Source organism: Cupriavidus sp. C3SS-1, from assembly GCF_057073755.1.
This window is the reverse complement of sequence record NZ_CP172699.1, coordinates 724,416-747,208: the sequence shown is the minus strand read 5'-3', so window position 1 is coordinate 747,208 and position 22,793 is coordinate 724,416. Positions and strand designations below refer to the sequence as shown.

The window sequence follows — 22,793 nt, the reverse complement described above, 5'->3', positions numbered from 1 at the left end:
CGATCATCGCGGCGATCTGCCGCAATCATTCAAGCTTCGCCGGTTGCGCTCCGTCTTCCCCGGCGCCCGTCGCCCGCGTGTCCCCCGGATACGCAATGTCCCCAACGGTCACGTCGAAGACCCGCACCATCATCCGCCCGGCCGCCTGCTTCCCTAGACTCGGTACACATGCCTTACGGCGCAGCGCAGGGCGCTGATGCCGCGATACCTGCCACCCGGACGCGCGCCGGGAAACATGAAGGAGCCAGCATTGCCATTCGAGACCTGTGCCCTCGACCAGGCTGATACCCCTGAAGAGGTAGGGCTGTCCGCGCGGCGGCTGCAGTCGATTTCGTCGGTGCTCAATGCCGATGTCGACCGTGGCAAGATCCCGGGCGCCGTCGTGCTGGTTGCGCGCAAGGGCCGGATCGCCTGGTTCGAGGCGTTCGGCTTCGAGCATGCGGATACCCCGCGCCGTCCGATGCAGCGCCACTCCGTCTTTCGCCTTGCTGCGATGACCCGGCCCGTCACTGGCGTGGCGGCGCTGATACTGATGGAAGAAGGCCTACTGGCCCTGAACGATCCGGTCGAACGCTACCTCCCGGAATTCGCGCACCTCCAGGTAGGCGTCGAGACGGCCGACGGGAAACCCGGCGGGCGCCGCCTTGTGCTCGAACCGGTGCGCCGCGCCATGACCATCCACGACCTGTTCCGGCACACGTCCGGCCTGACATACGGGCAGTTTGGCGATTCGCTGGTGCAGCGGCAGTATCGCGAAAGCGGCACGATGGACCCCGGGCAGACCAATGCCGAGATGGTCGCAAAGCTGGCGGCCATCCCGTTGCAATGCCAGCCAGGCGAGGTGTTCGAATATGGCATGTCCACCGACGTGCTCGGCCGCGTCATCGAGATTGTCTCGGGCATGGACCTGGCCCGCTTCGTCGCGGAGCGCGTGACCCAGCCGCTGCGCATGCATGCAACGGCCTTCGGGCTGAAGCGCCGGGACGGCGCCGGCCTGGCACTGCCATCCGGCGCATCCGGCAAATCGACCGCCCTGTTCGACTACGACGAGCACGACCCGCCTCGCTGGCATTCCGGTGGCGCCGGCCTGCTGTCCACGGCCGGCGACTACGCGCGCTTCTGCCAGATGCTCCTCAACGGCGGTGTGCTCGATGGCGTGCGCCTGCTCTCCAGGAAGACCGTCGCCTTGATGCTCGGCAACCATCTGCCCCCGACCACGCGCTATGGCAGCTCGACCACAGGGCTCGGCATCAACGCGCCATTGCCCGATCTCGGCCAGGGCCACGGCCTGGCAGTGGGCGTACGCACCGCGCAGGGCCTGAGCCCGGTACCGGGATCCGTCGGCGATTTCTACTGGGGCGGCGCCCTCGGGACCTATTTCTGGGCGGATCCGCACGAGCAACTGGTCGCCATCCTGATGCTTCAGGAAAACGACCTGGCGACCCGCGTCGGATACCGGTCCCTGTTGCGCAACATCGTATATGGCGCGTTGGAAGACTGAGCAGCGAGCGCGTTACGGCGACCGGCAGTGCGGCCCGCGCACACCGCACCAGGCACAAATTATGGAGGAGCAAGCATGAAGACAATGAACCGGCGCTGGATCCTCAGGCAGCGCCCCGTCGGCGATATCGGCGACAACGACCTGCAGCTCGTTGAAACACCGCTGCCACAACCGCGCGACGGCGAGATCCTGGTGCGCAACATCTATCTCATGGTAGCGCCGACCAACCGCGTCTGGATGAGCGAGATCGACCAGTACATGGCCCCGGTGGCGCTGGGCGAGGTGATGCGCGGCGTCACCATGGGCGTCGTCATCGAATCCCGCCACCCGGAGTTCAGGCCTGGCGACATCGTCGAAGGTGGCATGGCGTGGGAAGAGTACTCGGTAACGCGGACCGCGCGGCGCGTCCCGGTGGAGTACGGCCTGCCCCTGCCTGCGTATGCGAGCGTGCTTGGCAGCTCCGGCATGACCGCCTATTTCGGCATGCTCGACATTGCCAGACCCAAGGCTGGCGAGACCATCGTAGTGTCGGCCGCCGCGGGCGGCGTCGGCTCGATCGCCGGCCAGATCGGCAAGATACTCGGCTGCCGGGTGGTGGGCGTCGCCGGTGGCCGGGCCAAATGCCAACTCGTCAGGGATGAGTTCGGCCTCGATGCCTGTGTCGACTACAAGGGCGGCAACCTGCTTGCCGATCTTCGCGACGCCTGCCCGGACGGCATCGACGTCGATTTCGAGAACGTGGGCGGGGACACCATGGATGCCGTGCTGGCCCTGATCAATCCGGGCGCCCGCATCGCCCTGTGCGGGATGATCTCGACTTACAACGCAAGCGGCGACTGGTGGAGCCCGAAGCTGTTCCGCAACGTCATCATGAAACGCGCCCGCATCGAAGGCTTCCTCATTGCCGACTACCGTTCGCGGTTCCACGAAGCCGCGGAAGCCCTGGCGAAATGGGTCAGGGACGGCCGGCTCAAGTACCGCGTCGACATCGTTGACGGCATCGAGCAGGCGCCCGCCGCCCTGAACCGCCTGTTTACCGGCAAGAACACCGGCAAGCAGCTTGTCCGCCTCGCGCCAGAATCCGTAATCGGCTGAATACCGCGGCCGCGCAGCCCTTAACCACCAATATCCATGATTCATACAGACATCGGCGGCAACGAGTCCCGGCCGGACGCCCGCCCCCGCCTTCAGGACTTTCAGGGCAAGACGGCAATCATCACAGGCGCCGCGTCGGGCATCGGCCTGGCACTGGCCGAGGCACTGGCGGCGCGCGGCGCCGACCTTGCGCTGGCCGACATCGACGCGCACGGGCTTGACGCTGCACGCGACCGGCTCGCATCGACCGGCAGGCGCATCTGCACGCGCGTACTGGATGTTTCCTCCGATGCGGACGTGCGCGATGCGGCGGCGGAGTTCGCGGCGAAACTGGGGCGCATCCACCTGGTCTTCAACAACGCCGGCATCGATATGAGCGGCGAACTGGCTTCGCTATCGGAGCAGGACTGGACCCGCGCGTTCGGCATCAACGTGTTTGGCGTGATTCACGGTATCCGTCATTTCCTGCCGCTGCTGCGCCGGCACGGCGAGCCGGCGCATTTCGTCAACACGGCGTCGGGCGCGGGCTTCTGGGTAAATGGCGACTTTCCCATGGGCGCCTACGCGGCCACGAAATACAGCGTGGTGGCCCTCTCCGAGGCACTCGAGCAGGAACTCCGCGGCACCGGCATTGGCGTCTCGGTGCTTTGTCCTGGCCCGGTGAAGACCCCCATCGCCGAACGCTCAAGCCATACGAGCGAATCGTTCCGTGCCAGCGTTGCCGCTGGCACGGCGCCGGAACTGGTGGCCAGCCAGACACTGGAGGCGATTCGGGCAGGCGAGTTCTACATCTTCACGCCGACACGCATGAAGCCGCGCCTGGAAGCACGATTCGCGCGGATTCTCGGCGCGCTGGAGCGCGCGCCCGCCGTCACCACCGGCACGCCCGCGACATGATCCATCTGATCTTCCTCTGCACGCGGCGCCCCGATGTGGACCGCCACGATTTCCTGCGCTACTGGCGAGAAGCGCATGCGCCGCTGGCGGCGGACTTGCCCGGTGTGCGGCGCTACGTCCAGAACACCGTCCGTGCGGTCCCCGGTCAGGCTGCGCACTACGATACCGTGGACGAGATCTGGGTCGACGATAGTGCGGCTCTCGATGCGCTCCTGCACAGCGCGGAGTATGCCGGGTCGGCGCTGGCGGGCGCTGGCAAACTGGTCGCCCCCGGGCTCTGCGTGCGTCTGCACACAACGGATCACGTCGTACATGCCGGCGCATCGATCGCCAGGGACGAATCGTTGCCAAAGCGAATGACCTTCTTCAAGCGCAAGGCGAATCTTGGCCGCGCGGACATGCTGCGCTACTGGCGCGGCACGCATGGGCCATTGGCCGCGTCGGTGCCGGGTCTGCGCCGCTATGTCCAGAGTGCCACGCTGCCGGCCGCCTGTGCCGATGCCTGTGAGCAAGGCGAGCCGCGGTTCGACGGCGCGGCGCAGATCTGGTTCGAGGACGATGCCGCGCTGCAGGAAGCGGTGTGCTCCCCGCTCTTCCGGGAATCAGTCAAGCCGGACGAAGCGAACTTTATCGATACCAACGCCGCCGTGACGCTGTCGATTGAAGCTGAGCACCGCATTGTCTGGCCGCAAGCGGCCTGAACAAGACCGCACTACACCCGCTGCTCAGGGCTCGCCACCAGTAGCTGTTGCAGCGGAAGCGGTCCCACCGGCTGCATGCCATCGGTGCGCCATGCACTGGGGCTGCAGCCAAAATGGCCACGGAACCAACGCGAGAACGCGCTCTGCATTGAAAACCCGAGCAACACGGCCACGTAGCTGACCGCGCGGTCCGGATCCCGGAGATACTGCACCGCCTGCAAGGCACGGACCTCATCGAGAATGGTGCTAAAGGTCGAGCCTTCCTGCAGCAGCTTGCGGTGGACCGTGCGCCGGTCGACGCCGAGCTGGCTGGCGACGCGCTCCACACTGCAGTTGCCCGACGAGAGCAAGGACAGCACCATGCGCCGGACTTTTTCTGTCATGGACAGCGTCGCACGCGCACTCAGTGAGTCCAGATAGGCATGGGCGTACTGCGCCAGCTCCGGGCGCGCGGAGCGCGGCACTGCCTCCATGTCCTTCAGCTCGCAGACAATGCCGTTGAAGTCGCAACCGAAATCCACGGCCTGGCCGAACACGCGCGCGTGCGCCGCCGGATTTCTCGGGGCGCCATGCGCAAGGCAGATACGCCGCGCGCGCCACCGTTGACCGATCAGCTCCTGAAGCATCCGGTAAAGCGACACGACTACCATTTCGTCGGCCTGGCGTGTCGACCCGGAATGCTCGACCATCAGCGACACGCGGATGACAAGAGCGCCCTCCCGTTCTTCCACGCCGAGGAATAGAGCCTCGCTGTGCAACGTGATGTAGCGCACCATCGCGCCTAGCGCATCGCGCAGCGTCCGCGAATCTCGCACGGCCATGCCGAGCGGCCCCAGTACCGACAATTGACGGCCCTCTCCCATGCGCAGGCCGAAGTCTTCGGCATCGGACGCTGCCGCGGACATTTCGAGAAGGCGGCAGACTGCGCTCGCGGAAACCAGGTTGTCGCCGTCGTCCAGGCAGCTTGGCGGCAGTCCCACTTCTGCCAGGCTCCGCAGTGGATCCAGGCCAACCGAGCGCGCCACCTCGGTATAACGCGACAGCGTGGCAATGCGGACTAAACGGCTCATGGGCCTCCTTGCACGGGCGGCGGCTGCAACGCCATTGCAGCCTTCGATTGTCGCGGCGACCGTGTCCGCGTCCGTCGGTCGCCTGTCCGGCGTCAGGCGCGGCGCATCAGGCTGTAGCTCTGCGCGCTGGGGCCGAAATCGGGCATGCCGGCCAGGAACAGGGCAAGCGGGACAACATCGGCGGGATCCTTGAACCATTCGCCCGGCGGTATGGCAACGTCACGCGTCATGTCCGTCCTGACCGGCCCCGGTATCAGCTCATTGACGCTGATGTTGTCCTCCTGGAGTTCCATCGCCAGCGACTGGGTAAGCATCCACAGGCCGCTCTTGGAGCACGAGTAGGCCGACAAGCCCGCATTGGGCCGATTGCGCTGGCCGGAGCCGACCATGATGATCTTGCCCGCACCGCGGCGGCGCAGGTGGGGAATGGCGGCATGGGCGGTGTGGTAGGCGCCCGTCAGGTTGATATCGATGGTCTTGCGCCAGAGCACCGGATCGCTGTCGGCAATCCTGCGCTGCTCGAGCGCGACACCGGCATTGGCCATGACGATATCGACACCGCCAAAGGCGTCGCTGGCGCGCTGGAACAGGGTCGCGACGGTCTCGTAGTCCGCCACGTCAACGGTCTGCGCGATGGCCCGGCCACCCGCTTCGCGGATCAGCGCGGCGGTCTGCGCGATGTCGGCCTCGCTGCGGGCGCTGCATACCACCGCGGCACCGGCGCTGGCATAGGCCAGTGCAATGGTGCGTCCGATGCCGCGGCCCGCGCCGGTGATCACGGCAACCTTGTCCTTGAGCATGTTGGGGTCGATCTGGCTCATTGTCGGTCTCTCAGTCTCGCTTTGCGTTGCAATGGTGTGTCTGTCTCTTTCAGAACGGGCGATCCCCGATCACCGTGGCCCGGTCCATCCTGCGATGGCACGGCGGGTAGTCCATGACCGCGTAATGCTGGGTCGAGCGGTTGTCCCAGATCGCCACGCTGTTCGGAGTCCAGCGCCAGCGCACCTGATACTCGGGAATGTAGGCTTGCGTGATCAGGTAGCGCAGCAAGTCGGCCGCGCCGGGGTTGAAGTCCTGCCCGAAGCGCACGCGTTCAGGCGTATGGAAGTTCGTAAAGTGGGTGGTAAAGCCGTTCACGAACAGCACCTTCTCGCCGGTCTCGGGATGCGTCCTGACAACAGGGTGCTCGGCGTCCGGATACTGGGCCTTCAGCGCGAGGCGCTTTTCGATCGGCATGGCCGCGCCGAAACTTGCCTCGATGCTGTGGCGCGCGCGCAGGTCGGCGATCTGGTCCTTGATATGTTGCGGCAGGTTCTCATAGGCCAGCACCATGTTGACCCACATGGTGTCGCCGCCGACAGGCGGGCATTCACGGCAGCGCAGGATGCTGGCAAGCGGCGGAGCTTCGCGCCAGGTCGCATCCGTGTGCCAGGAATTCTCATAGCGCGGCGTGGGCTCGTTGGGACTCTTGTAGATGCGGACCAGCCCGGGATGCTCGGGGTCGCTGCCCGCCACCGGATGGTCTTCGAGTTCGCCGAAGCGGCGGGCAAAGGCGACATGCTCGCCGGCCGTGATGTCCTGGTCGCGCAGGAACAGCACACGATGCCTGAGCAGCGCTTCCCGAATACCGGCAAACACGCCGTCATCGTGGATCGCGTCGGCGAGGCTGACGCCGAACAGTTCGGCGCCGATGGAACAGGTAAGTGGCTCGATTCGCATTGCGACTCCGAAAGGTTGAAGGCAGAGATCGATGCTGATGGGTCGAAGCAAAGTATTGAAGAACCCGCGCGCGATGCGTTGACATTCCGGGGCAGCCACTTTACATTTTGGGGCGCCTGGGGGAACACCTATGTCGACGCTGCTGCAACACGTGAACCTGACGGAGTTTGTCGACGTGGCCCGCCAACTCGGCCTGGATCCGTACCGCCAACTGCGGCAGGCGGGTATCAGCCCGACTGCCCTGGTGGACCCGGAAATGCGGGTGCCGGCGAAGTCGGTCATGCGCTTGCTGGAGGATTCGGCACAGCTTGCCGGCCTGGAAGACCTTGGGCTACGCGTGGCTGAGGCCCGTCAACTGACAACGCTGGGGCCACTGTGGACGGTGATGCGCGAGGGCGCCACCCTGCGCGACGCGCTGGACGCAATGGCGCGCTATCTGCATTTGCTCAACGAAAGTCTCGATTTGCGCATCGAGACCGTCGGGGACGCCGCGCTTGTCAGGCTTGAACTCCTTGTATCCGTGGAAGGTTCCATGCGGCAATCGACGGAGTTCGTCATCTGCCTCTGGTTCCGCTTGTTCAAGCTGCTTGCCGGCACGGCATGGAAGCCGCGCAGCGTCTGCTTCAGCCATTCCGCGCCGGCCAGCCTGGCCACGCATCGGCGCGTGTTCGGTGTACCGGTGCGCTTCCGCCAGGATTTCGACGGCATCCTGCTGGCCGCCTCCGATCTCGACGTGGCCAACGCAGCCCCGGATTCGGCACTGGGCCGTCATGCGCGCGAGTTCCTGGATACCAAGCTCGCGCAATCCGGCCCCACCATGCCGGACAAGGTTCGCAAGCTGGTATTCGCGCTGCTGCCAACTGGCCAGTGTGGGGCCGAACAGGTAGCCCTGCAACTTGGCATCAACCGCAAGACGATGCATCGCCACCTGGCTGCCTATGGGCAGAACTACCTGTCCGTCGTCGACGCAGTCAGGTTCGACCTCGTCACGAGATACCTGAAAAACAGCGAGCGACCGCTGTCGGACGTTGCGATCCTGATGGGTTTTTCCTCGCTCAGCGCCTTCTCCAGGTGGTTCTCCATGCGCTTCGGCTGCAGCGTGTCGGCTTGGCGCCGTCAACCACCGGCACCGGAAAGCAAGCGCCAGGCGCCGCGTATCGCGGCCAGCTGCGCCCCTGCGCGAAGGAGGGGCGAATCGGACACGAAATGACGGGAACTACTCGAGACCTTCCAGCAGCCCCAGCAGCTGGGCGCGCCGTACGGCGTGTTTGCGCGTGCCGGCGTTCAGCTTGCCGAACAGGTTCTTCACATGCCACTTGGCCGTGACCTCGCCCACGCCGATGGCCTGCGCGATTTCCTTGTTGGAGAGATTGCGCGCGAGCAGTTCGAGGACTTCGCGCTCCTTGGGGGTCAGCACCGTGCTGGCAACTGCGCGCGGCTCCGCCGCCGGGCGCCCGGCGCGGCGCGGCATGCGCGCCAACGGCAGCTGCTGGCCGGTGCCCGGTTCTGCGGCTCCCTCTTCTACCAGGCGACTGGCCCAGTCGGCCAGCGCCGGATGCGCGTCGGCGAAGGTGCGGGCCAGGCCATAGGTCTGCGCAAGGTTCATGGCTTCCTGCATCAGCGGGCGGCTGTCCTCGCCCCCGCGATGGCGCACGAACGCCTCCAGCGCCATGATCTCGATGCGCTTGCGCCCGAGCTTCATGGCCTCCGCGGCAGGCGCCGCACGGCGCAGCGCATCCAGCGCGGATGGCCAGTCCTGGGCGGCGATCGCCGCGTTGGCGTGTGCCATGGCCTGCATCAGCGCCACGTCGCGGCGCCACAGCGGGCCATGGTCCGCGTCAGCCCCCGCGGCCAGTTCGTCAAGGCGGACGATCAGGGCCCGGCAGGTCTCGGCACGGAAGCGCCCCGCGTGCATGCGCACCTGGTCCGCCAGGCTCGCAATGCAAAGCCGCGGCGTCCGGCGCGCGACGCCTGCCGCGTACAACGCTTCCAGCAGGTCGAGTGCGCGATGCTCGACGCCTTGCACAGCTGCCACGCGCGCAGCGCTCAGATATGCCAGCAACGACGTCTCGGCCGTGCCCGACCGCTCCAGCACGTCCAGCCGGTTGGCGAGCAGCGCAGCCGCTTCATCGACCAGGCCGCACTCGTAGACCGCCGCGGCCAGCAGCGACGCGAGCATGCAGGCGAGCGGGTGGCGACGGCCAAGATCGGCTTCCGCGCTTGCCAGCGCGGGCCGCAGGATCGCTTCGCTCAACATTACCTGCCCCTCGCGCAGGTAGCTCAGCCCGACCACGAATTCGCCCCAGCGCGCTGCGTAGCGATGTCCCTCGCCCAGGTCGCCGTGGGGCGCGAGCTGCAGATAGCGCCGCGCGTTCCCGGTCTGCCCGTGCAGGATCGCGGCCATTGCCAGGCGGTTGGCATGCATCTGGGCGAGGCGCGGGTCCTGCGCCGCAGGCTGCTGCTGCCATGGCTCCAGCAGCGCCAGGCAACGGTCCGGTTGGTCCGCGTAGTAGGCCGCGATGCTCAGAATCAGCGCGCATTCATAGCGCAGGGCGGTATCGTCGCCTGCGCCCTCCAGCATGCGTTCGACCAGCGCCTCGGCCTCCGCGTGGCGCTCGCCCAGCGCGAGCACCCAGGCAGCGGCAAGGCGCAGGCCCGGGTAGCGGTCCAGCTCCGCGTCAGGCAGGCGCTCCAGCCATTCGAGCACGGTACCCAGCCGCCCCTGCATCGCGGCGTCGTATAGCGAGCGCCCTGCCAGCTCGTAGGCAAGCGCATGCTGGCCCGCCGCGTGAGCGTGACGCGCGGCTTCCTCGGTGATGCCGCGCGTGGCGAGCCAGCGCAACGCCCGCGTATGCAGTTCGGCCTGCTCCATGGGGGGCAGCTCGGCCACGCGCGCCTGCAAGGCGCCGCGCGCGAGCGCGTGCAGCCGGCACCAGTCGCTGTTGTCGCTGGAGACAAAGATCGGTGTCTCGCGGACCAGCCTTGCCAGTTGCTCCGGCGCGTGCTCGACGCCCGTCAGCGCGCGGCACAGGTCCGGATGAACGTGGTCGACGACGGCGATGCGAGTCAGGAAAGCGACGTCGTCGGGCGAGAGCTTGGCAATCAGGCCACCAACCAGGTGCTCGCCTTCATCACCGGGGCGGGCCGCCATGGCATCCACGACGCTGCGCGGATCCGCGCCGCGCTCCATGGCCGCCAGGAGCAGTTGCAGACCGAGCGGCCATCCGTCGGTCAACTCATGCAGCCGCGCGCAGTTATCGGGGTCGATCCGGTCGCCGAAGCGGCTGCGCACGAGGGTCATGGTTTCATCGAAGCGCAAACGCAGCGCTTGCGCGCCGATGCCGGTGCATTGGCCGTATGCCGTCAGGTCGCTGAGCGCGGTGTCGAACCCGCCGCGCGCGGCGACCACGATGCGCAGATTGGGAGGCGCGTTGTGCAGCAGGTAAAGCAGAGCCGCAATACCGTCCTGCGAGAGACGTTCGGCTTCGTCGACAATCAGTACAAGGTCCAACGAGGTCTGGGCCACCTCGGCAAGCCAGGCCGTGAGCCCTTCCGTGCTGCCGAGCGCCGCGGCCGCGCCTTCGAGAAGGGTGAGGCCAAAGCCGGGCCGTGCGCAGCCTGTGCGGACGGCGAGCACAAGGCATTGCAGGAAATGGAGCGGATCGTCGTGAGTATCCGCGGAAACCCAGGCGACGGCCGCGCCGCGTGCCAGGTACTCGCGGCGCCATTGCGCCAGCAACAGCGTCTTGCCGAAGCCCGGCGGCGCCTGCACGATTACCGCGGGGCGGTCGCGCAGCGCTTCGCTGTCGAGACCAAGGCGCGCACGCGCAAGCAAATGCCGCGGCACGCGCGGCGGCATGGTCTTGAGCGCAAGCTCGGAAAACGCGGCGCCCGCGCCGCGGTTCACGGAGGTCATCTGGCAAGTACTGGTTGGCGTGGATGCGGCGCTCGCCGGGACGTGCATGCCGGGCTGCGCGCGCGGCAATGCAGCTTCGTGGCTTCGCCCTGCCGTTGGGCGCGGCGTGCCAGGCTCGAAATCTGGTGTCTCATTATAGGCACACCGCGGACCTGGCGGGCAATCGCCCCCTCCTCCGCGGAGGGGGCGTACAAGGTGTGCCGCGGCTAGCATGCGTGCAGGTCGAAACGGAACGCGAGGTGCGGTCGATGCAATGCTTGGACGTGTGTCCGCTGGAGCAAGTGCGCGTGCTGGTCGGGGTGCCGACATGAGCCGCCTTTGTGCCGATGCCGACGCCTTCACGTGCCGGCACCTGCTGGTCCCGCTCGATGAAACGGATGAAGGCATGGCCACCGTCGTCGGGGCCATCGAGCTGGCACGCATCGCGGCCGCACGGCTCACGTTCGTCCATGTGCCGCTCACGGCCACAGCGCCGCGCGGCCATATGAGCCGCGGCCGCGAACTGCTCGGCAAGGCCGAGTCGGTGGCGCGCGCGCAAGGGATGCCATGCGCGTCGGCTGGGTCAACCGGCGGCGACGCACAGGCGACCATCCCCGCCGTCGCGCGCGAGGCCGGCTGTGACCTGGTCTTCATTGGCGCCCACGGACACGGCGTGATGACGGGGCCGCTGGTCCAGGCTGTGCTCGCGGCGGGCCTGCCGGTGTTCGCCATGCCGAATCCCGCGCCGGCGACACCAGTGCCGGCGATCCGCGGCATCCTCGACGAACACCGGGCCCTCAGTGCCGTACTGCGCGCCTGGCTGGACATGCTCACGGCCGCGAAGGACCACGGCGCCAGCGTGGACGTGTCCGTGATGCGGGGCATGACGCGATTCATCGAGACCTTCGCGGTCGCCCGCGACCATCCCCGCAAGCGGGCCTGCCTCTACGGCAGGCTGCGCCGACGCACGGCCCGGGCCGACGCCGAACTCGACGAACTGGAGCGCCAGCATGAACGCGATGCGCAATGGGTCGGCGCACTCGCCGAAGCCGTGGAACGGTTTGCGGCGGGCGGCCCGCTGGCCGAGTTGCTGAGCCAGGTCGATCGCTACGCGCAGTTTGCCTGGGCGCTCATGGGGCGCGAGGAAGGCGTCATCCTGCCGGCGGCGCAGCGCTACCTGACCGATGCGGACTGGGACAGGGTGAACGCCGCCTATGGTTCGGCGAATCCGGGCACCGTGCCCGGCGCGCGTACCGGCGGGCATGAGCACCCCCTGTTCGGCACGCTGCTTGCCTACCTCGCCGACCTTGCGGATGCCGATTGCGTGGCCCGCATTTGCTCGCGACCCGAAAGCGTATCGATGCAGTGCAACTGAGCGCACGGCCACACGCGTCGAATCGTGGCCATTGGATCAAGACTGTCAAACCGGCGCCTGGACGCGCCACTCACCATCAGGATGGAGACCATGCAATTTCTCGACGATTCCCTGCACCCGGAAAACCAGGACAAGGTGGTCATCACCGTGGCCCCGTATGGCCCCGAGTGGATGCCGCAGGACTTCCCGGAAGACATCCCGGTGACCATGGAAGAGCAGGTGCAAAAGGCCGTGGATTGCTACAACGCTGGCGCCACCGTGCTGCACCTGCATGTGCGCGAACTCGACGGCAAGGGCTCCAAGCGCCTGTCCAAGTTCAACGAGCTGATCGCCGGCGTGCGCGCCGCGGTACCGGACATGATCATCCAGGTCGGCGGCTCGATCTCGTTCGCGCCGGAAGATGAAGGCGAAGCCGCCAAATGGCTGTCGGACGACACCCGCCACATGCTGGCCGAACTCACTCCCAAGCCCGACCAGGTGACGGTGGCGATCAATACCACGCAGATGAATATCATGGAGCTGCTCTATCCCGAGTACCTGAAGGGTACCTCGCTGGAGCAGCCCGCCTACCAGGCCGCCTACCGCGAAATGACGGTGCCGGCCGGCCCGGGCTGGGTGGAAGAACACCTGCGCCGCCTGAGCAACGCCGGCATCCAGCCGCACTTCCAGCTGACCGGCATCCATGCGATGGAAACGTTGGAACGCCTGGTGCGCGCCGGCCACTACAAGGGCCCGCTGAACCTGACTTGGATCGGCATCGGCGGCGGCTTTGACGGCCCCAACCCGTTCAACTTCTTCAACTTCGTGCATCGCGCGCCGGACGGCTGCACGCTGACTGCCGAGTCGCTGCTGAAGAACGTGCTGCCGTTCAATATGATGGCGATGTCCATGGGCCTGCACCCGCGCTGCGGCATCGAGGACACCATCATCGACCAGCACGGCAACCGCATGACCTCGGTGCAGCAGATCGAGCAGTGCGTGCGCGTGGCCAAGGAACTTGGCCGCGAGATCGCCTCGGGCAAGGAAGCGCGCGAAATCTACCGCATCGGCACGTGGTACGACAGCGCGGAAGAAACGCTGGCCGCCCACGGCATGGCGCCCAACCGCCAGGCCGGCATCAGGAACCTGCCGCTACGCGCCGCCTGATGCGCAAGGCCGCCCGGCCGGCATGAACTTTCCCCAGGAGACCTGAATGGCAAAAGCAATCCGCTTCTATGAAACCGGCAGCGCCGACGTCCTCAAGCTTGAGGCCGTGGAAGTCGGTGATCCCGGTCCGGGCCAGGCCCGCGTCCGCCATACCTATATTGCCGTCAACTTCATCGATATCTACTTCCGCACCGGCCACTATCCGCTTCAGCTGCCCAACGGCCTGGGCTCCGATGCCGTTGGCGTGGTCGAGGCCGTCGGCCCGGGCGTCACCGACATCCGCGTCGGCGACCGCGTCGGCTATCTGCTCGGGCCCCAGGGCGCTTACTCGGACGTGCGCGTGATGCCGGCGGAAGTCCTGATCCCGCTGCCCGATGGCGTCTCCGACCGGACCGCCTCGACGCTCATCATGAAGGGCATGACGGCCCAGTACCTGTTCCGCCAGGTCTACCCGCTCAAGGGTGGCGAGACCATCCTCTATCACGCCGCCGCGGGCGGCGTCGGCCTGATCGCGTGCCAGTGGGCACGCGCGCTTGGCGTGACCATGATCGGCACGGTCAGCTCCGACGAAAAGGCGGAGATCTCCAGGGCCAATGGCTGCACGCACACCATCGTCACGTCGCGAGAGGATATTGTCGAACGTGTGATGGAGATCACCGACGGCAAGAAGGTCCCGGTCGTCTTCGACTCGATCGGCAAGTCGACGCTGGATGCATCGCTGTCCTGCCTGCAGGTGCGCGGCACCCTCGTCAGCAACGGCACGACTTCCGGGCCGGTGGAAATCGACAGCCGCACGCTCGCCGCCAAGGGTTCGCTGTGGGTCACGCGTCCGGCCATGGTGCACTACGCTACGCCGCGTTCGCACATGCTCGACATGGCCCGGGAGGTGTTCGACATGGTGCTGGCCGGCAAGATCACGAGCGAGCCCAGGCAAAGCTTTGCGCTGGCAGACGCCGCCGAGGCCCATCGCGCGCTCGAATCGAGGAAGACCAGCGGAGCCACCGTACTGGTACCGTAACCGTTGCGTCCCGGCGCGCGGGCAACACCGCCCGTACGCCAGGACGCATGCGCATCACGGGGCGACGTGCTCACGGCACGATCGCCCCGAACCCGTTGCTGGAACATTGCAGGAAATCGGAGGAATCATGGACTTGAGGCTGGAAGGCAAGCGCGCGATCGTGACAGGTGGCAGCCGCGGCATTGGCAAGACGATTGCCCTGCAGCTCGCGCAGGAAGGCGTTGATGTCGTGCTCGCTGCGCGCGGGAAAGAGGCGCTGGATGCAACAGCCGCTGAGCTTGCGGCGCTGACCGGCCGCCGCATTGTGCCGCTGACGGTCGATACCGCCGACAAGGCTTCCGTCGACGCCATGGTGGAGCAGGCGATCGAAGCCCTGGGGGGCATCGATATCCTGGTCAATGCCGCAGCCCTGCCAGGTGGCATCTCGCCGGCCACGCAACTGGACCAGATCGTCGATGCGCAAGCACTCGAAGATATCGACATCAAGGTCATCGGCTATCTTCGCACCGCACGGGCGCTGGCGCCGCATCTGGCCGCAAATGGCTGGGGACGAATCATCAATATCGGCGGCCTGGCGATCTACCATACAGGCCGGCCCATCGCCACGCTTCGCAACGTCGGCGTGGCCGCAATCACCAAGAACCTCGCGGATGAACTTGGCCCGAAGGGCATCAATGTCACGGCGGTCCATCCCGGACCCACGCGCACCGAGAAGACCGATGCGGCAACCGAGGCGTGGGCGGCGACCAAGAGCAGCCTCGGCCGCATGATCGATGCCAGCGAGGTCGCCTGCGTGGTCACCTTCCTCGCTTCACCGCTGAGCGTGGCAATCAATGGCGAAGCCATCGCGGTCGGCGGCGGAACACCCGGCAGCATCCATTATTGAACTCACTCTGCGCTGCCGGCGGCAGCCTCGCCTTGCTGGCCCGCTTCGGCGTGGGCCAGCAAGGCGGGTTGCCAGTCACGAAGAAATCAATGGCCCTGCTCTTCCTGCAGCCGCTGGCGCAGCACCGCGCGCAGATCCTCGCCATATCCGGTAAGGGTGCCGCCATCCACGGCCAGCATCTGGCCCGTGATCATGTCGGCACGGTCGCTGGCAAGGAACGATACCGCTTCGCCGATCTCCTCGGGCTTGCAGAACCTGCCCAGCGGCACCGTCCGCCTGATCAGCGCATCGCGCTTTTCCGGACTTGCATAGGCTTCAATGGCGGGCGTCAGGATGCCGCCGGGGCACACGGCATTGACATTGATGCGCTGGTCCGCCAGCTCCCATGCGAGGTGTTGCGTCAGTCCCGTGACCGCATGCTTTGACGCGGTGTAATCCACACTGCTGAAGTAAGCCATGCGAATGCCGGCGATCGAGTCGATATTGACGATCTTGCCCTTGCCCTGCGCCTTCATGGCAGGGATGACCGCCTGGCAGCAGAACAGGATGCCCTTGGCGTTCACCCCCATCACGCGGTCCCAGTTTTCTTCCGTGACGTCGCACACCAATGCGGAGGCGCCGCCGACGCCGGCGTTGTTGACCAGGATGTCGATGGCGGCAAACGCCTCCAGCGTCTGGCGGGCCATGGCCTCCGTGTCTGCCTTCTTGCTGATGTCGGCGCGGATGGCGATTGCACGCTTGCCGTCCGGATCAATGCTGGAAGCGACGCGTCTGGCGGCGTCAAGGTTCAGGTCTACCACGGCAATCCTGGCGCCCTCACGCGCCAGCACGCGGGCTATGCCTTCGCCCCCGCCCTGCCCGCCGCCCGTAATGATTGCTACCTTGTCCTTAAGCTCCATGCTGATCTCCTTGCGATCTTGTCAGAGGTCGATACCGTGGGCCTTTTAGTATCCAGGAACAAGGCGAAGCATTTTGACAATCCGGGGCATCCAATTGACATTTCGGGGAAACTGGGGAAACCCCGAAGGCGGCCTCATCCACATGAGCACCCAGGCCCGCGCCGCGCGCTATGCCCTATGCCGACACGAGCGCCCTGTACCCGCCTTCGCCCCACCCGGCGAAAGCGCCTTTTGCTGACTTTTGCCGCCCGCAAGTGACCCGTCGGCCAAGCCGCGAACTGCCGCGCCCGCCAAGCACGACACCGCTGTCAGACATCCTCCCCCCAACCATTCGGCCCAACCCCGACATCCCCAACCCGGCGCGCTCGCTAGAGTGAAGCTTGCGGCTGACGCCCCGCTGGATCACAGGTGGCGCTACCTGCTCCCGTGCAACAGCCTGCCGGCCGCATCCGACAACAACCTGATGAGGTTCCAAATGGATCTGAAAAAGCCCGTCCGTCCGACCCATCTGGCCGGCGCACTCGCCGCGGTCCTGACCGGTCTGAGTTGTGCCGCCGCTCTTGCCCAGACTCCCGCCCCGACAGCCCCGACAGCCCCGACCGCCCCCGCCGGTGCGCAAGGCGTGCCGCCTGGCATGACGCAAATCGAACCACCTAAGGACCCGCTGGTGGAGCGCCGCGAGGCGCGCAAGAAGGCGGCCGATGACTACAAGGCCACCAAGAAGACTGCCAAGGGCGAGTACAAGCAGGACGTCAACGCCGCCAAGCAGGAACGCAAGGCAGAGAACCAGGCCGCGGATGCCGCCGCGCGCCAGGAACTCACCGCGCCGAAGCAATAGCGATCTGCAGCCACCAGCGTTGGCTGTGGACTGGCAAGCCACTGCCAACGCTGCCGTCGGCCGCCGGTTCGGCTTGTACCCATCCGTTTCCGGCCTAGACTCTAGTAGCGCGCACCGCAGGCATTCGCGCAGCGGCGGCGCTGCCGAACATGCCCGCTTCCCGCTTGCTTCCATCGTTGGCTGGCCTTCTCTTGCAAGGCCTGGTTGGGGCGGCCTGCTGCTTCGGCCCGCTTGCCGCCGCGCAGCAAAAATCTCCGCCGGCCTCCGCGCCGGCAGCGGTGGCGCCCGCCGCCGCAACGGATGACGCCTCCGCCCGCCGCCTCAATCTCGCCAACAAACCCTGGACGGGCGACTTCGATGCGATGGTCGATCGCCACCTCATCCGCGTGCTGGTGCCCTACAGCCGCACGCTGTACTTCAGCGACAAGGGCCACGAAGCCGGCCTGACTGCCGGACTGGTGCGGGACTTCGAGCGCTATCTGAACAAGACCTACGCGAGCCGGCTCGGCAAGCGCCCGCTGACGGTCATCATCATCCCCACGACCCGTGACCGCCTGCTGCCCGACCTGGCCGCCGGGCTGGGCGACATTGCCGCCGGCAATTTGACCGTGACCGATGCGCGGCTCAAGCTGGTCGACTTCTCCGCGCCACGTGACCGCAAGCCGGTGCGCGAACTGGTCGTCACCGGGCCCAAGGCGCCGCTGCTGTCCAGCGTGGCCGATTTGTCCGGCAAGACCGTGCATGTGCGACGCGCCAGCAGCTACTTCGATAGCCTCACGGTCCTGAATGACAGCCTGCGCAAGAGCGGCAAGCCCGCGATCCGTCTGGTGATGCTGCCTGACGCGCTCGAAGACGAAGATGCCATGGAGATGGCCAATGCCGGCCTGTTGCAGATCCTCGTGGTGGATGACTGGAAAGCGGCAATGTGGGCGCAGATCCTGCCCAATATCAAGGTACGCGATGACCTCGTGGTCCGGGCCGAAGGCTATGTCGGCTGGGCCTACCGCAAGAACAGCCCGCAGTTGCGCGCAGCGGTCGATGAGTTCTATCTCAACTATGTGAAGAAGCAAGGTGTCGCGGAATACCGGCTCAAGCAGATGATGAAGAGCATCAAGCAAATCCGCAATAACACCAATGACGAGGAATACAAGCGCTTCGAGCAGACCGTCGCCTTCTTCGAGAAGTACGGCAAGGACTATAGCTTCGACCCGCTGATGCTGGCCGCGCAGGGCTTCCAGGAGTCGCAGCTGAACCAGAAGGCCCGCAGCCATGTGGGCGCGATCGGCGTCATGCAGGTCATGCCCGCCACCGGCAAGGAACTCAACGTGGGCGATATCAGGCAGACCGAGTCCAACATCCACGCGGGCACCAAGTACCTCGACAAGCTGATGACCCGGTATTTCCCCGATGCGCATTTCTCCGAAGCGAACCGTCCACTCTTTGCCTTCGCCAGCTACAACGCCGGGCCCGGCAATATCGCGAAGATGCGCAAGGAGGCCGCGGCGCGCGGCCTGGACCCGGACAAGTGGTTCAACAATGTGGAGATCGTCGTGGCCGAGAAGATCGGCATTGAAACCACGACTTATGTGCGGAACATCTACAAGTACTACGCCGCCTACCGCCTGTTGCAGGACATGCAGGCCACGCGAGACCGCGCGCTGAAGGAAGTCGTCAAATAGGCCTTGCCCCGGATCGCGGTCGGCGCCGTGCGCGCCGTACCGTTGCGAAGCGTTCAGTCGGCCAGCCCGCTGGCGTCGATATAGCCGAGCGCTTCGGTCACGGCCAGCCGCGCCTTGAGGACGTAGCAGACGCGGCGGTCGCGGATGGCCAGCGTGACCACGTTGGCCTGCAGCATTTCCTCGAACAGGTGGCCGGCGCGCTTGATGGGCAGCCCGGCCAGTTGCGCGAGGTCGGCCGCGGGCAGCCCTTCCTCACCGGCCTGCAGCAGCGCCCGGCAGATCTTCACGCGCGCGGGTTCGGTCATCAGCGCCATGGTCAGCGCGCTTTCCTGGGTCTCCATCGACACACCTCGATCGTCCGGAGGGCGCCGCCGCCCTCGCTTTTTTTCACGTTCTACGCGGACCGGGCGGCAAAGGCAATAGGAGCGCGCACGGGCTGCGTGGATTACAACACGCAGCCGTCGGGCCCGCAGACGGGTGATGCGCCGCCGCCATCGTTGAAGCTGGCCTGCCACCGCTGCGCGATCGCTGCCTGCCATTCGGCCGGCCTGCCGAGGTAGGGACCGAAGTCGAGCACGTGGAAGCCATCGTCCGTCTGGAGCGCAAAAGTCGGGAAGCCCCGGCCGCCAAGCGCGCCCAGCATGCGCCGGCTGGCGTCGATATGACGGGCGACCAGTGCGCCCGCCGCCGCGCCATAGGCCGCGTCGAATGCCTGAGGCGCCATGCCGACTTCCACTGCCAGCGCGGCCAGCACCTCGGGCCGGGCGATCTGCCGCCCTTCCACGTAGTGCGCGTGCTGGATGCGCTTGAGCATGGGGGGCGCCAGGCTCCGCGGCAGGCCGGCCGAGAGCGCCTCGGCAGCCAGGATGGCGGTGATGGGCGGCTCGGAATCGAACACGGCCTGCGGGTCGCAGAGCAGGCCGTTGAAATAGGCGTCGCCGAACGGCTGGCCCGTGAGCGCGTGGATGCGCCGGTCATGCGGCATCACATAGTTGCGCAGCGCGGGCGTCACCGGCTGGCGTTGCGCGCCGGCCATCATGCCGCCGGCATGCAGCGCCAGCGCCAGGCCGGGCACGGCCTGGGCGGCCTGCACCAGCGGCGCGGCGGCATAGCACCAGCCGCACAGGGGATCGTAAAGGTAATGGAGGGTGGCGGTCGTCGTCATGCCGCCATGATAGCGCCGGAGGCGGCGTGCGCCTCCGGCGCCGCGTGGCCGCTCAGGCCAGCACGAACGGCAACTGGCGCTGCCGCTTGCCCGTCAGCACGAACAGCGCGTTGGCGACCGCCGGGGCAATCGGCGGCACACCCGGTTCGCCAAGGCCCGTGGGCGGATCCTGCGACGGCACGAAGAACACGTCGACCACGGGCGCGTCGGTGATGCGCGGTGGCGGGTAGTCGGGGAAGTTGCTGTTCTTCACCACGCCGTTCTCCATCTCGATGGCAAACCCGGGCCGCGTCATCGCCAGCCCGAAGATGCAGGCGCCCTGGATCTGCGCCTCGGCCGACAGCGGGTTGACCACGCGGTTGGCATGCACGCCGGCGGTCACGCGGTGCACGCGCGGCTGGCCCTTGACCAGCGAGACCTCGGCCACATGGGCCACCACCGAGTTGAACGACTCATGCACCGCCACGCCCCAGGCATGCCCCTTGGGCAGCTTGCGCTTGCCGTAGCCGGACTTCTCCACCGCGAGCTGCAGCGCGGCGCGATGGCGCGCGTGCCTGCTCTCGTCGAGCCGCGCCAGCCGGTAGGCCACCGGGTCCTGCTTCGCCGCCGCGGCCATTTCGTCGACCAGCGTTTCCTTGACGTAGGCGGTGTGCGTGTTGCCGACCGAGCGCCACCACAGCACCGGCACGTCGACCTGCGGATGATGCACCGCGAGCTGCAACGGCAGGTTGTAGTCGTTCTCCAGCAGGCCCTCGGTCATGGTCGCGTCCACGCCGTTCTTGACCATGAACGGCTCGAACGGCGTGCCCTTCAGGATCGACTGGCCGACGATGGTGTGCTGCCAGCCCACCACCTTGCCCTGCGCATCCAGGCCGATGCGGGCGCGGTGCACATGCAGCGGGCGGTAGTAGCCGCCACGGATATCGTCCTCGCGGCTCCAGATCACCTTGACCGGTTCGGTGTGGCCGTTGGCGACCCAGGCACGCACCACATTGGCGGCTTCGACCAGGTAGTCCGACGTGGGCACCGCGCGGCGGCCAAAGCCGCCGCCCGCCATCATGGTGTTGAGCGCGACCTTGTCGGGACCCAGTTCGAACACGCGCGCCACGGCAGCCTGGTCGACGGTCTGGAACTGCGACCCGACCCACACCTTGACGGACCGCACCTTGCTGCCAACCACCTCGGGCTGCAGCGTGCAGTTCAGCGGCTCCATCGGCGCATGGGCCAGGTAGGGGAACCGGTATTCGGCGTCGATCTTGCGCGGGGCGCCGTTCACGGCCGCGGCGATATCGCCCTCGCCCGCGCGCGCCACGGTGCCGGGCTGCATGGCGAGCTTCGCGTACTCGTCGAACAGCGCCTGCGACGACACCTTGGAGCCGGTGTCCTCCCACTCGATCTGCAGCGCGTCGCGCGCCTGCTTCGCGGGCCAGTAGCCATCGGCCACCACGGCCACGCCGGTGCCGCCGCGATCCACGGGCACCAGCATCACGTCGCCCACGCCCTTGATCGCGCGGGCCTTGTCGGCATTGAACGACTTGACCTTGCCGCCAAAGCGCGGCGGGCGGGCCACTACGGCCACCATCATGTCCTTCACGTCGGTATCGATACCGAACACGGGCTGGCCTTCCAGCTTGCCGCGCGCATCGAGCCGCGGCGTGGGCTTGCCCACCAGCCGGAACTGCGACGGGTCCTTCAGGCGCACCTGCTGCGGCACCGGCAGCTTCATGGCCATGGGCGCCAGTTCGCCAAACGTGGCACGCCGGCTGCCCGAGCTCACCACGCCCTGATCGACCTTGCAGCTGGCGGGATCGACCTGCCATTGCTGCGCCGCCGCGGCGACCAGCATGGCGCGGGCGCGCGCACCGAGTTCGCGGTACTGCTGGAACGAATGATTGATGGCGGTGGAGCCGCCGGTCATCTGCATGCCGAAGCCGGGGTCCTTGTACGGGTCGCCGGCGGGGGCCAGCGCGGCGCGCACATTGCGCCAGTCCACGTCCAGTTCCTCGGCCAGCGCCATGGGGAGCGCGGTGTGCACGCCCTGGCCGAATTCCAGCCGGTTCACCGCGATCGTCACCGTGTTGTCCGGCGCGATCACCAGGAACGCCTGCGGCGCCGAGGGCTGGCGCTTCGGTGCGCCCTCTTCCTGCGCCTGCGCCACGGGCACCATGCCCAGCGCCAGGCCGCCGCCGGCGAGGCCGGTCAGCTTGAGGAAGCTGCGGCGGTCCAGCGTCGCCACGCCGGTATCGCCAATGCTGTCGGTATTGCCACCCCGCGCCTTTGCGCCGGCCAGGGCTTCGAGTCCACGAATACGCATGTCAGTCGCTCCGCTCAGGCCAGCGCGCGGGCCGCATCCTTGATCGCGGCCCGGATGCGCTGGTAAGTGCCGCAGCGGCACAGGTTGCCGGCCATGGCCTGGTCGATGTCGGCATCGGTGGGCCGGGGCTTGGTGCGCAGCAGCCCCACCGCGCTCATCACCTGCCCGTTCTGGCAATAGCCGCACTGGGCCACGTCATGCTTGATCCACGCGTCGAGCACCGCGCGTCCGACCTTGTCGGCCTTCACGCCCTCGATGGTGGTGATGCGCGCACCGGCCGCCGCCGAAATCGGCGTCACGCAGCTGCGCGTGGCCGTGCCATTGATATGGACCGTGCAGGCGCCGCATGCGGCCATGCCGCAGCCGAACTTGGTCCCGGTCAGGTCGAGGTTGTCGCGCAAGGCCCACAGCAGCGGCGTGGACGGATCCACGTCGACTTCCTGCGCCTTGCCGTTGATGTTGAGGGTGGTCATGCGGGGACACTCCTTGGGTACGTTGCCCGTCATTCTTGTTCACACGCCGCAAGCCACCGCCATTGACCGGCCGCCGCGGACAAATGAGCATAGTGCAATTCCAGTCACCTTGCCGACGGGGT

20 protein-coding genes are annotated in these 22,793 nt (G+C 66.9%); 11 read left to right on the top strand and 9 right to left on the bottom strand.

The annotated features are described in order from the left end of the window. Positions 1–250 precede the first annotated feature (250 nt). The 4 genes from ACIGJC_RS03530 to ACIGJC_RS03515 all read left to right on the top strand — a co-directional run bounded on the left by ACIGJC_RS03530 (position 251) and on the right by ACIGJC_RS03515 (position 4,194). Positions 251–1,501, top strand: coding sequence for a serine hydrolase domain-containing protein (locus ACIGJC_RS03530; RefSeq protein WP_483710648.1), 1,251 nt, complete (start codon positions 251–253; stop codon positions 1,499–1,501). Positions 1,502–1,576: 75 nt separating this feature from the next. Continuing rightward, positions 1,577–2,596 carry an NADP-dependent oxidoreductase gene (locus tag ACIGJC_RS03525; protein ID WP_483710647.1) on the top strand — a complete coding sequence of 340 codons (1,020 nt, stop codon included), beginning with the start codon at positions 1,577–1,579 and terminating at the stop codon, positions 2,594–2,596. Positions 2,597–2,632: 36 nt separating this feature from the next. Beyond that, positions 2,633–3,493: an SDR family NAD(P)-dependent oxidoreductase gene (locus ACIGJC_RS03520; protein ID WP_483710646.1), complete on the top strand. Its 861-nt coding sequence runs from the start codon at positions 2,633–2,635 to the stop codon at positions 3,491–3,493. Continuing rightward, complete coding sequence (locus ACIGJC_RS03515; protein ID WP_483710645.1) at positions 3,490–4,194, top strand: EthD family reductase; 705 nt, start codon at positions 3,490–3,492, stop codon at positions 4,192–4,194. Before ACIGJC_RS03520 ends, ACIGJC_RS03515 begins: the two co-directional genes overlap by 4 nt. An 11-nt stretch (positions 4,195–4,205) precedes the next feature. Here the strand turns inward: ACIGJC_RS03515 and ACIGJC_RS03510 are convergent, their stop codons facing one another. The 3 genes from ACIGJC_RS03510 to ACIGJC_RS03500 all read right to left on the bottom strand — a co-directional run bounded on the left by ACIGJC_RS03510 (position 4,206) and on the right by ACIGJC_RS03500 (position 6,983). Then, entirely contained in the window at positions 4,206–5,264 is a 1,059-nt protein-coding gene (locus ACIGJC_RS03510) for an AraC family transcriptional regulator (protein WP_483710644.1), read from the bottom strand. Positions 5,265–5,356: 92 nt separating this feature from the next. Then, on the bottom strand, positions 5,357–6,085 hold the full coding sequence (locus tag ACIGJC_RS03505) for an SDR family NAD(P)-dependent oxidoreductase (RefSeq protein WP_483710643.1): 729 nt from the start codon (positions 6,083–6,085) through the stop codon (positions 5,357–5,359). 49 nt (positions 6,086–6,134) lie between these two features. Beyond that, positions 6,135–6,983: a TauD/TfdA dioxygenase family protein gene (locus ACIGJC_RS03500; protein ID WP_483710642.1), complete on the bottom strand. Its 849-nt coding sequence runs from the start codon at positions 6,981–6,983 to the stop codon at positions 6,135–6,137. A 130-nt stretch (positions 6,984–7,113) separates the two neighbouring features. Here ACIGJC_RS03500 and ACIGJC_RS03495 point away from each other — a divergent pair, with 130 nt between their 5' ends. Then, positions 7,114–8,193 (top strand): AraC family transcriptional regulator, encoded by a 1,080-nt coding sequence (locus tag ACIGJC_RS03495; protein ID WP_483710641.1) that lies wholly within the window; start codon positions 7,114–7,116, stop codon positions 8,191–8,193. Between the two features lie 6 nt (positions 8,194–8,199). Here the strand turns inward: ACIGJC_RS03495 and ACIGJC_RS03490 are convergent, their stop codons facing one another. Continuing rightward, positions 8,200–10,899: a helix-turn-helix transcriptional regulator gene (locus ACIGJC_RS03490; protein WP_483710640.1), complete on the bottom strand. Its 2,700-nt coding sequence runs from the start codon at positions 10,897–10,899 to the stop codon at positions 8,200–8,202. Positions 10,900–11,206: 307 nt separating this feature from the next. Between ACIGJC_RS03490 and ACIGJC_RS03485 the strand changes: the two genes are divergently transcribed. From ACIGJC_RS03485 to ACIGJC_RS03470, 4 genes are all read left to right on the top strand, one after another. Further along, complete coding sequence (locus ACIGJC_RS03485) at positions 11,207–12,253, top strand: universal stress protein (RefSeq protein ID WP_483710639.1); 1,047 nt, start codon at positions 11,207–11,209, stop codon at positions 12,251–12,253. A gap of 90 nt (positions 12,254–12,343) precedes the next feature. After that, a complete protein-coding gene (locus tag ACIGJC_RS03480; RefSeq protein ID WP_483710638.1) occupies positions 12,344–13,399 on the top strand; it encodes a beta-keto acid cleavage family enzyme in 1,056 nt (351 codons plus the stop codon). 46 nt (positions 13,400–13,445) lie between these two features. After that, positions 13,446–14,417 carry a quinone oxidoreductase family protein gene (locus ACIGJC_RS03475; RefSeq protein WP_483710637.1) on the top strand — a complete coding sequence of 324 codons (972 nt, stop codon included), beginning with the start codon at positions 13,446–13,448 and terminating at the stop codon, positions 14,415–14,417. Between the two features lie 127 nt (positions 14,418–14,544). Beyond that, complete coding sequence (locus ACIGJC_RS03470) at positions 14,545–15,303, top strand: SDR family NAD(P)-dependent oxidoreductase (RefSeq protein WP_483710636.1); 759 nt, start codon at positions 14,545–14,547, stop codon at positions 15,301–15,303. Between the two features lie 86 nt (positions 15,304–15,389). Here the strand turns inward: ACIGJC_RS03470 and ACIGJC_RS03465 are convergent, their stop codons facing one another. Beyond that, a complete protein-coding gene (locus ACIGJC_RS03465) occupies positions 15,390–16,202 on the bottom strand; it encodes an SDR family NAD(P)-dependent oxidoreductase (RefSeq protein WP_483710635.1) in 813 nt (270 codons plus the stop codon). Positions 16,203–16,836: 634 nt separating this feature from the next. Here ACIGJC_RS03465 and ACIGJC_RS03460 point away from each other — a divergent pair. Both ACIGJC_RS03460 and ACIGJC_RS03455 read left to right on the top strand, forming a co-directional pair. Next, the gene (locus tag ACIGJC_RS03460; protein WP_483710634.1) at positions 16,837–17,040 is read left to right on the top strand and encodes a hypothetical protein; all 204 of its coding nucleotides are present in this window, start codon (positions 16,837–16,839) and stop codon (positions 17,038–17,040) included. Positions 17,041–17,189: 149 nt separating this feature from the next. Continuing rightward, positions 17,190–18,719, top strand: coding sequence for an MltF family protein (locus ACIGJC_RS03455; protein WP_483710633.1), 1,530 nt, complete (start codon positions 17,190–17,192; stop codon positions 18,717–18,719). A 53-nt stretch (positions 18,720–18,772) separates the two neighbouring features. On the opposite strand, the gene ACIGJC_RS03450 is transcribed toward ACIGJC_RS03455, so the two are convergent. The 4 genes from ACIGJC_RS03450 to ACIGJC_RS03435 form a co-directional block, all read right to left on the bottom strand. Further along, positions 18,773–19,060, bottom strand: a complete 288-nt coding sequence (locus tag ACIGJC_RS03450) for an ArsR family transcriptional regulator (protein ID WP_483710632.1) — start codon at positions 19,058–19,060, stop codon at positions 18,773–18,775. 104 nt (positions 19,061–19,164) lie between these two features. Continuing rightward, positions 19,165–19,884: a DsbA family protein gene (locus ACIGJC_RS03445; protein WP_483710631.1), complete on the bottom strand. Its 720-nt coding sequence runs from the start codon at positions 19,882–19,884 to the stop codon at positions 19,165–19,167. A gap of 52 nt (positions 19,885–19,936) precedes the next feature. Next, the gene (locus ACIGJC_RS03440) at positions 19,937–22,198 is read right to left on the bottom strand and encodes a xanthine dehydrogenase family protein molybdopterin-binding subunit (protein WP_483710630.1); all 2,262 of its coding nucleotides are present in this window, start codon (positions 22,196–22,198) and stop codon (positions 19,937–19,939) included. A gap of 14 nt (positions 22,199–22,212) precedes the next feature. Beyond that, the gene (locus ACIGJC_RS03435) at positions 22,213–22,671 is read right to left on the bottom strand and encodes a (2Fe-2S)-binding protein (RefSeq protein WP_483710629.1); all 459 of its coding nucleotides are present in this window, start codon (positions 22,669–22,671) and stop codon (positions 22,213–22,215) included. Between the last annotated feature and the right edge of the window lie 122 nt (positions 22,672–22,793).

Coding starts and splice junctions, on each gene's coding strand:
- ACIGJC_RS03525 (WP_483710647.1), top strand. CDS start 1,577: ATGAAGACAATGAACCGGCGCTGGATCCTCAGGCAGCGCCCCGTCGGC.
- ACIGJC_RS03520 (WP_483710646.1), top strand. CDS start 2,633: ATGATTCATACAGACATCGGCGGCAACGAGTCCCGGCCGGACGCCCGC.
- ACIGJC_RS03515 (WP_483710645.1), top strand. CDS start 3,490: ATGATCCATCTGATCTTCCTCTGCACGCGGCGCCCCGATGTGGACCGC.
- ACIGJC_RS03510 (WP_483710644.1), bottom strand. CDS start 5,264: ATGAGCCGTTTAGTCCGCATTGCCACGCTGTCGCGTTATACCGAGGTG.
- ACIGJC_RS03505 (WP_483710643.1), bottom strand. CDS start 6,085: ATGAGCCAGATCGACCCCAACATGCTCAAGGACAAGGTTGCCGTGATC.
- ACIGJC_RS03500 (WP_483710642.1), bottom strand. CDS start 6,983: ATGCGAATCGAGCCACTTACCTGTTCCATCGGCGCCGAACTGTTCGGC.
- ACIGJC_RS03495 (WP_483710641.1), top strand. CDS start 7,114: ATGTCGACGCTGCTGCAACACGTGAACCTGACGGAGTTTGTCGACGTG.
- ACIGJC_RS03490 (WP_483710640.1), bottom strand. CDS start 10,899: ATGACCTCCGTGAACCGCGGCGCGGGCGCCGCGTTTTCCGAGCTTGCG.
- ACIGJC_RS03485 (WP_483710639.1), top strand. CDS start 11,207: ATGAGCCGCCTTTGTGCCGATGCCGACGCCTTCACGTGCCGGCACCTG.
- ACIGJC_RS03480 (WP_483710638.1), top strand. CDS start 12,344: ATGCAATTTCTCGACGATTCCCTGCACCCGGAAAACCAGGACAAGGTG.
- ACIGJC_RS03475 (WP_483710637.1), top strand. CDS start 13,446: ATGGCAAAAGCAATCCGCTTCTATGAAACCGGCAGCGCCGACGTCCTC.
- ACIGJC_RS03470 (WP_483710636.1), top strand. CDS start 14,545: ATGGACTTGAGGCTGGAAGGCAAGCGCGCGATCGTGACAGGTGGCAGC.
- ACIGJC_RS03465 (WP_483710635.1), bottom strand. CDS start 16,202: ATGGAGCTTAAGGACAAGGTAGCAATCATTACGGGCGGCGGGCAGGGC.
- ACIGJC_RS03460 (WP_483710634.1), top strand. CDS start 16,837: ATGACGCAAATCGAACCACCTAAGGACCCGCTGGTGGAGCGCCGCGAG.
- ACIGJC_RS03455 (WP_483710633.1), top strand. CDS start 17,190: ATGCCCGCTTCCCGCTTGCTTCCATCGTTGGCTGGCCTTCTCTTGCAA.
- ACIGJC_RS03450 (WP_483710632.1), bottom strand. CDS start 19,060: ATGGAGACCCAGGAAAGCGCGCTGACCATGGCGCTGATGACCGAACCC.
- ACIGJC_RS03445 (WP_483710631.1), bottom strand. CDS start 19,884: ATGACGACGACCGCCACCCTCCATTACCTTTACGATCCCCTGTGCGGC.
- ACIGJC_RS03440 (WP_483710630.1), bottom strand. CDS start 22,198: ATGCGTATTCGTGGACTCGAAGCCCTGGCCGGCGCAAAGGCGCGGGGT.
- ACIGJC_RS03435 (WP_483710629.1), bottom strand. CDS start 22,671: ATGACCACCCTCAACATCAACGGCAAGGCGCAGGAAGTCGACGTGGAT.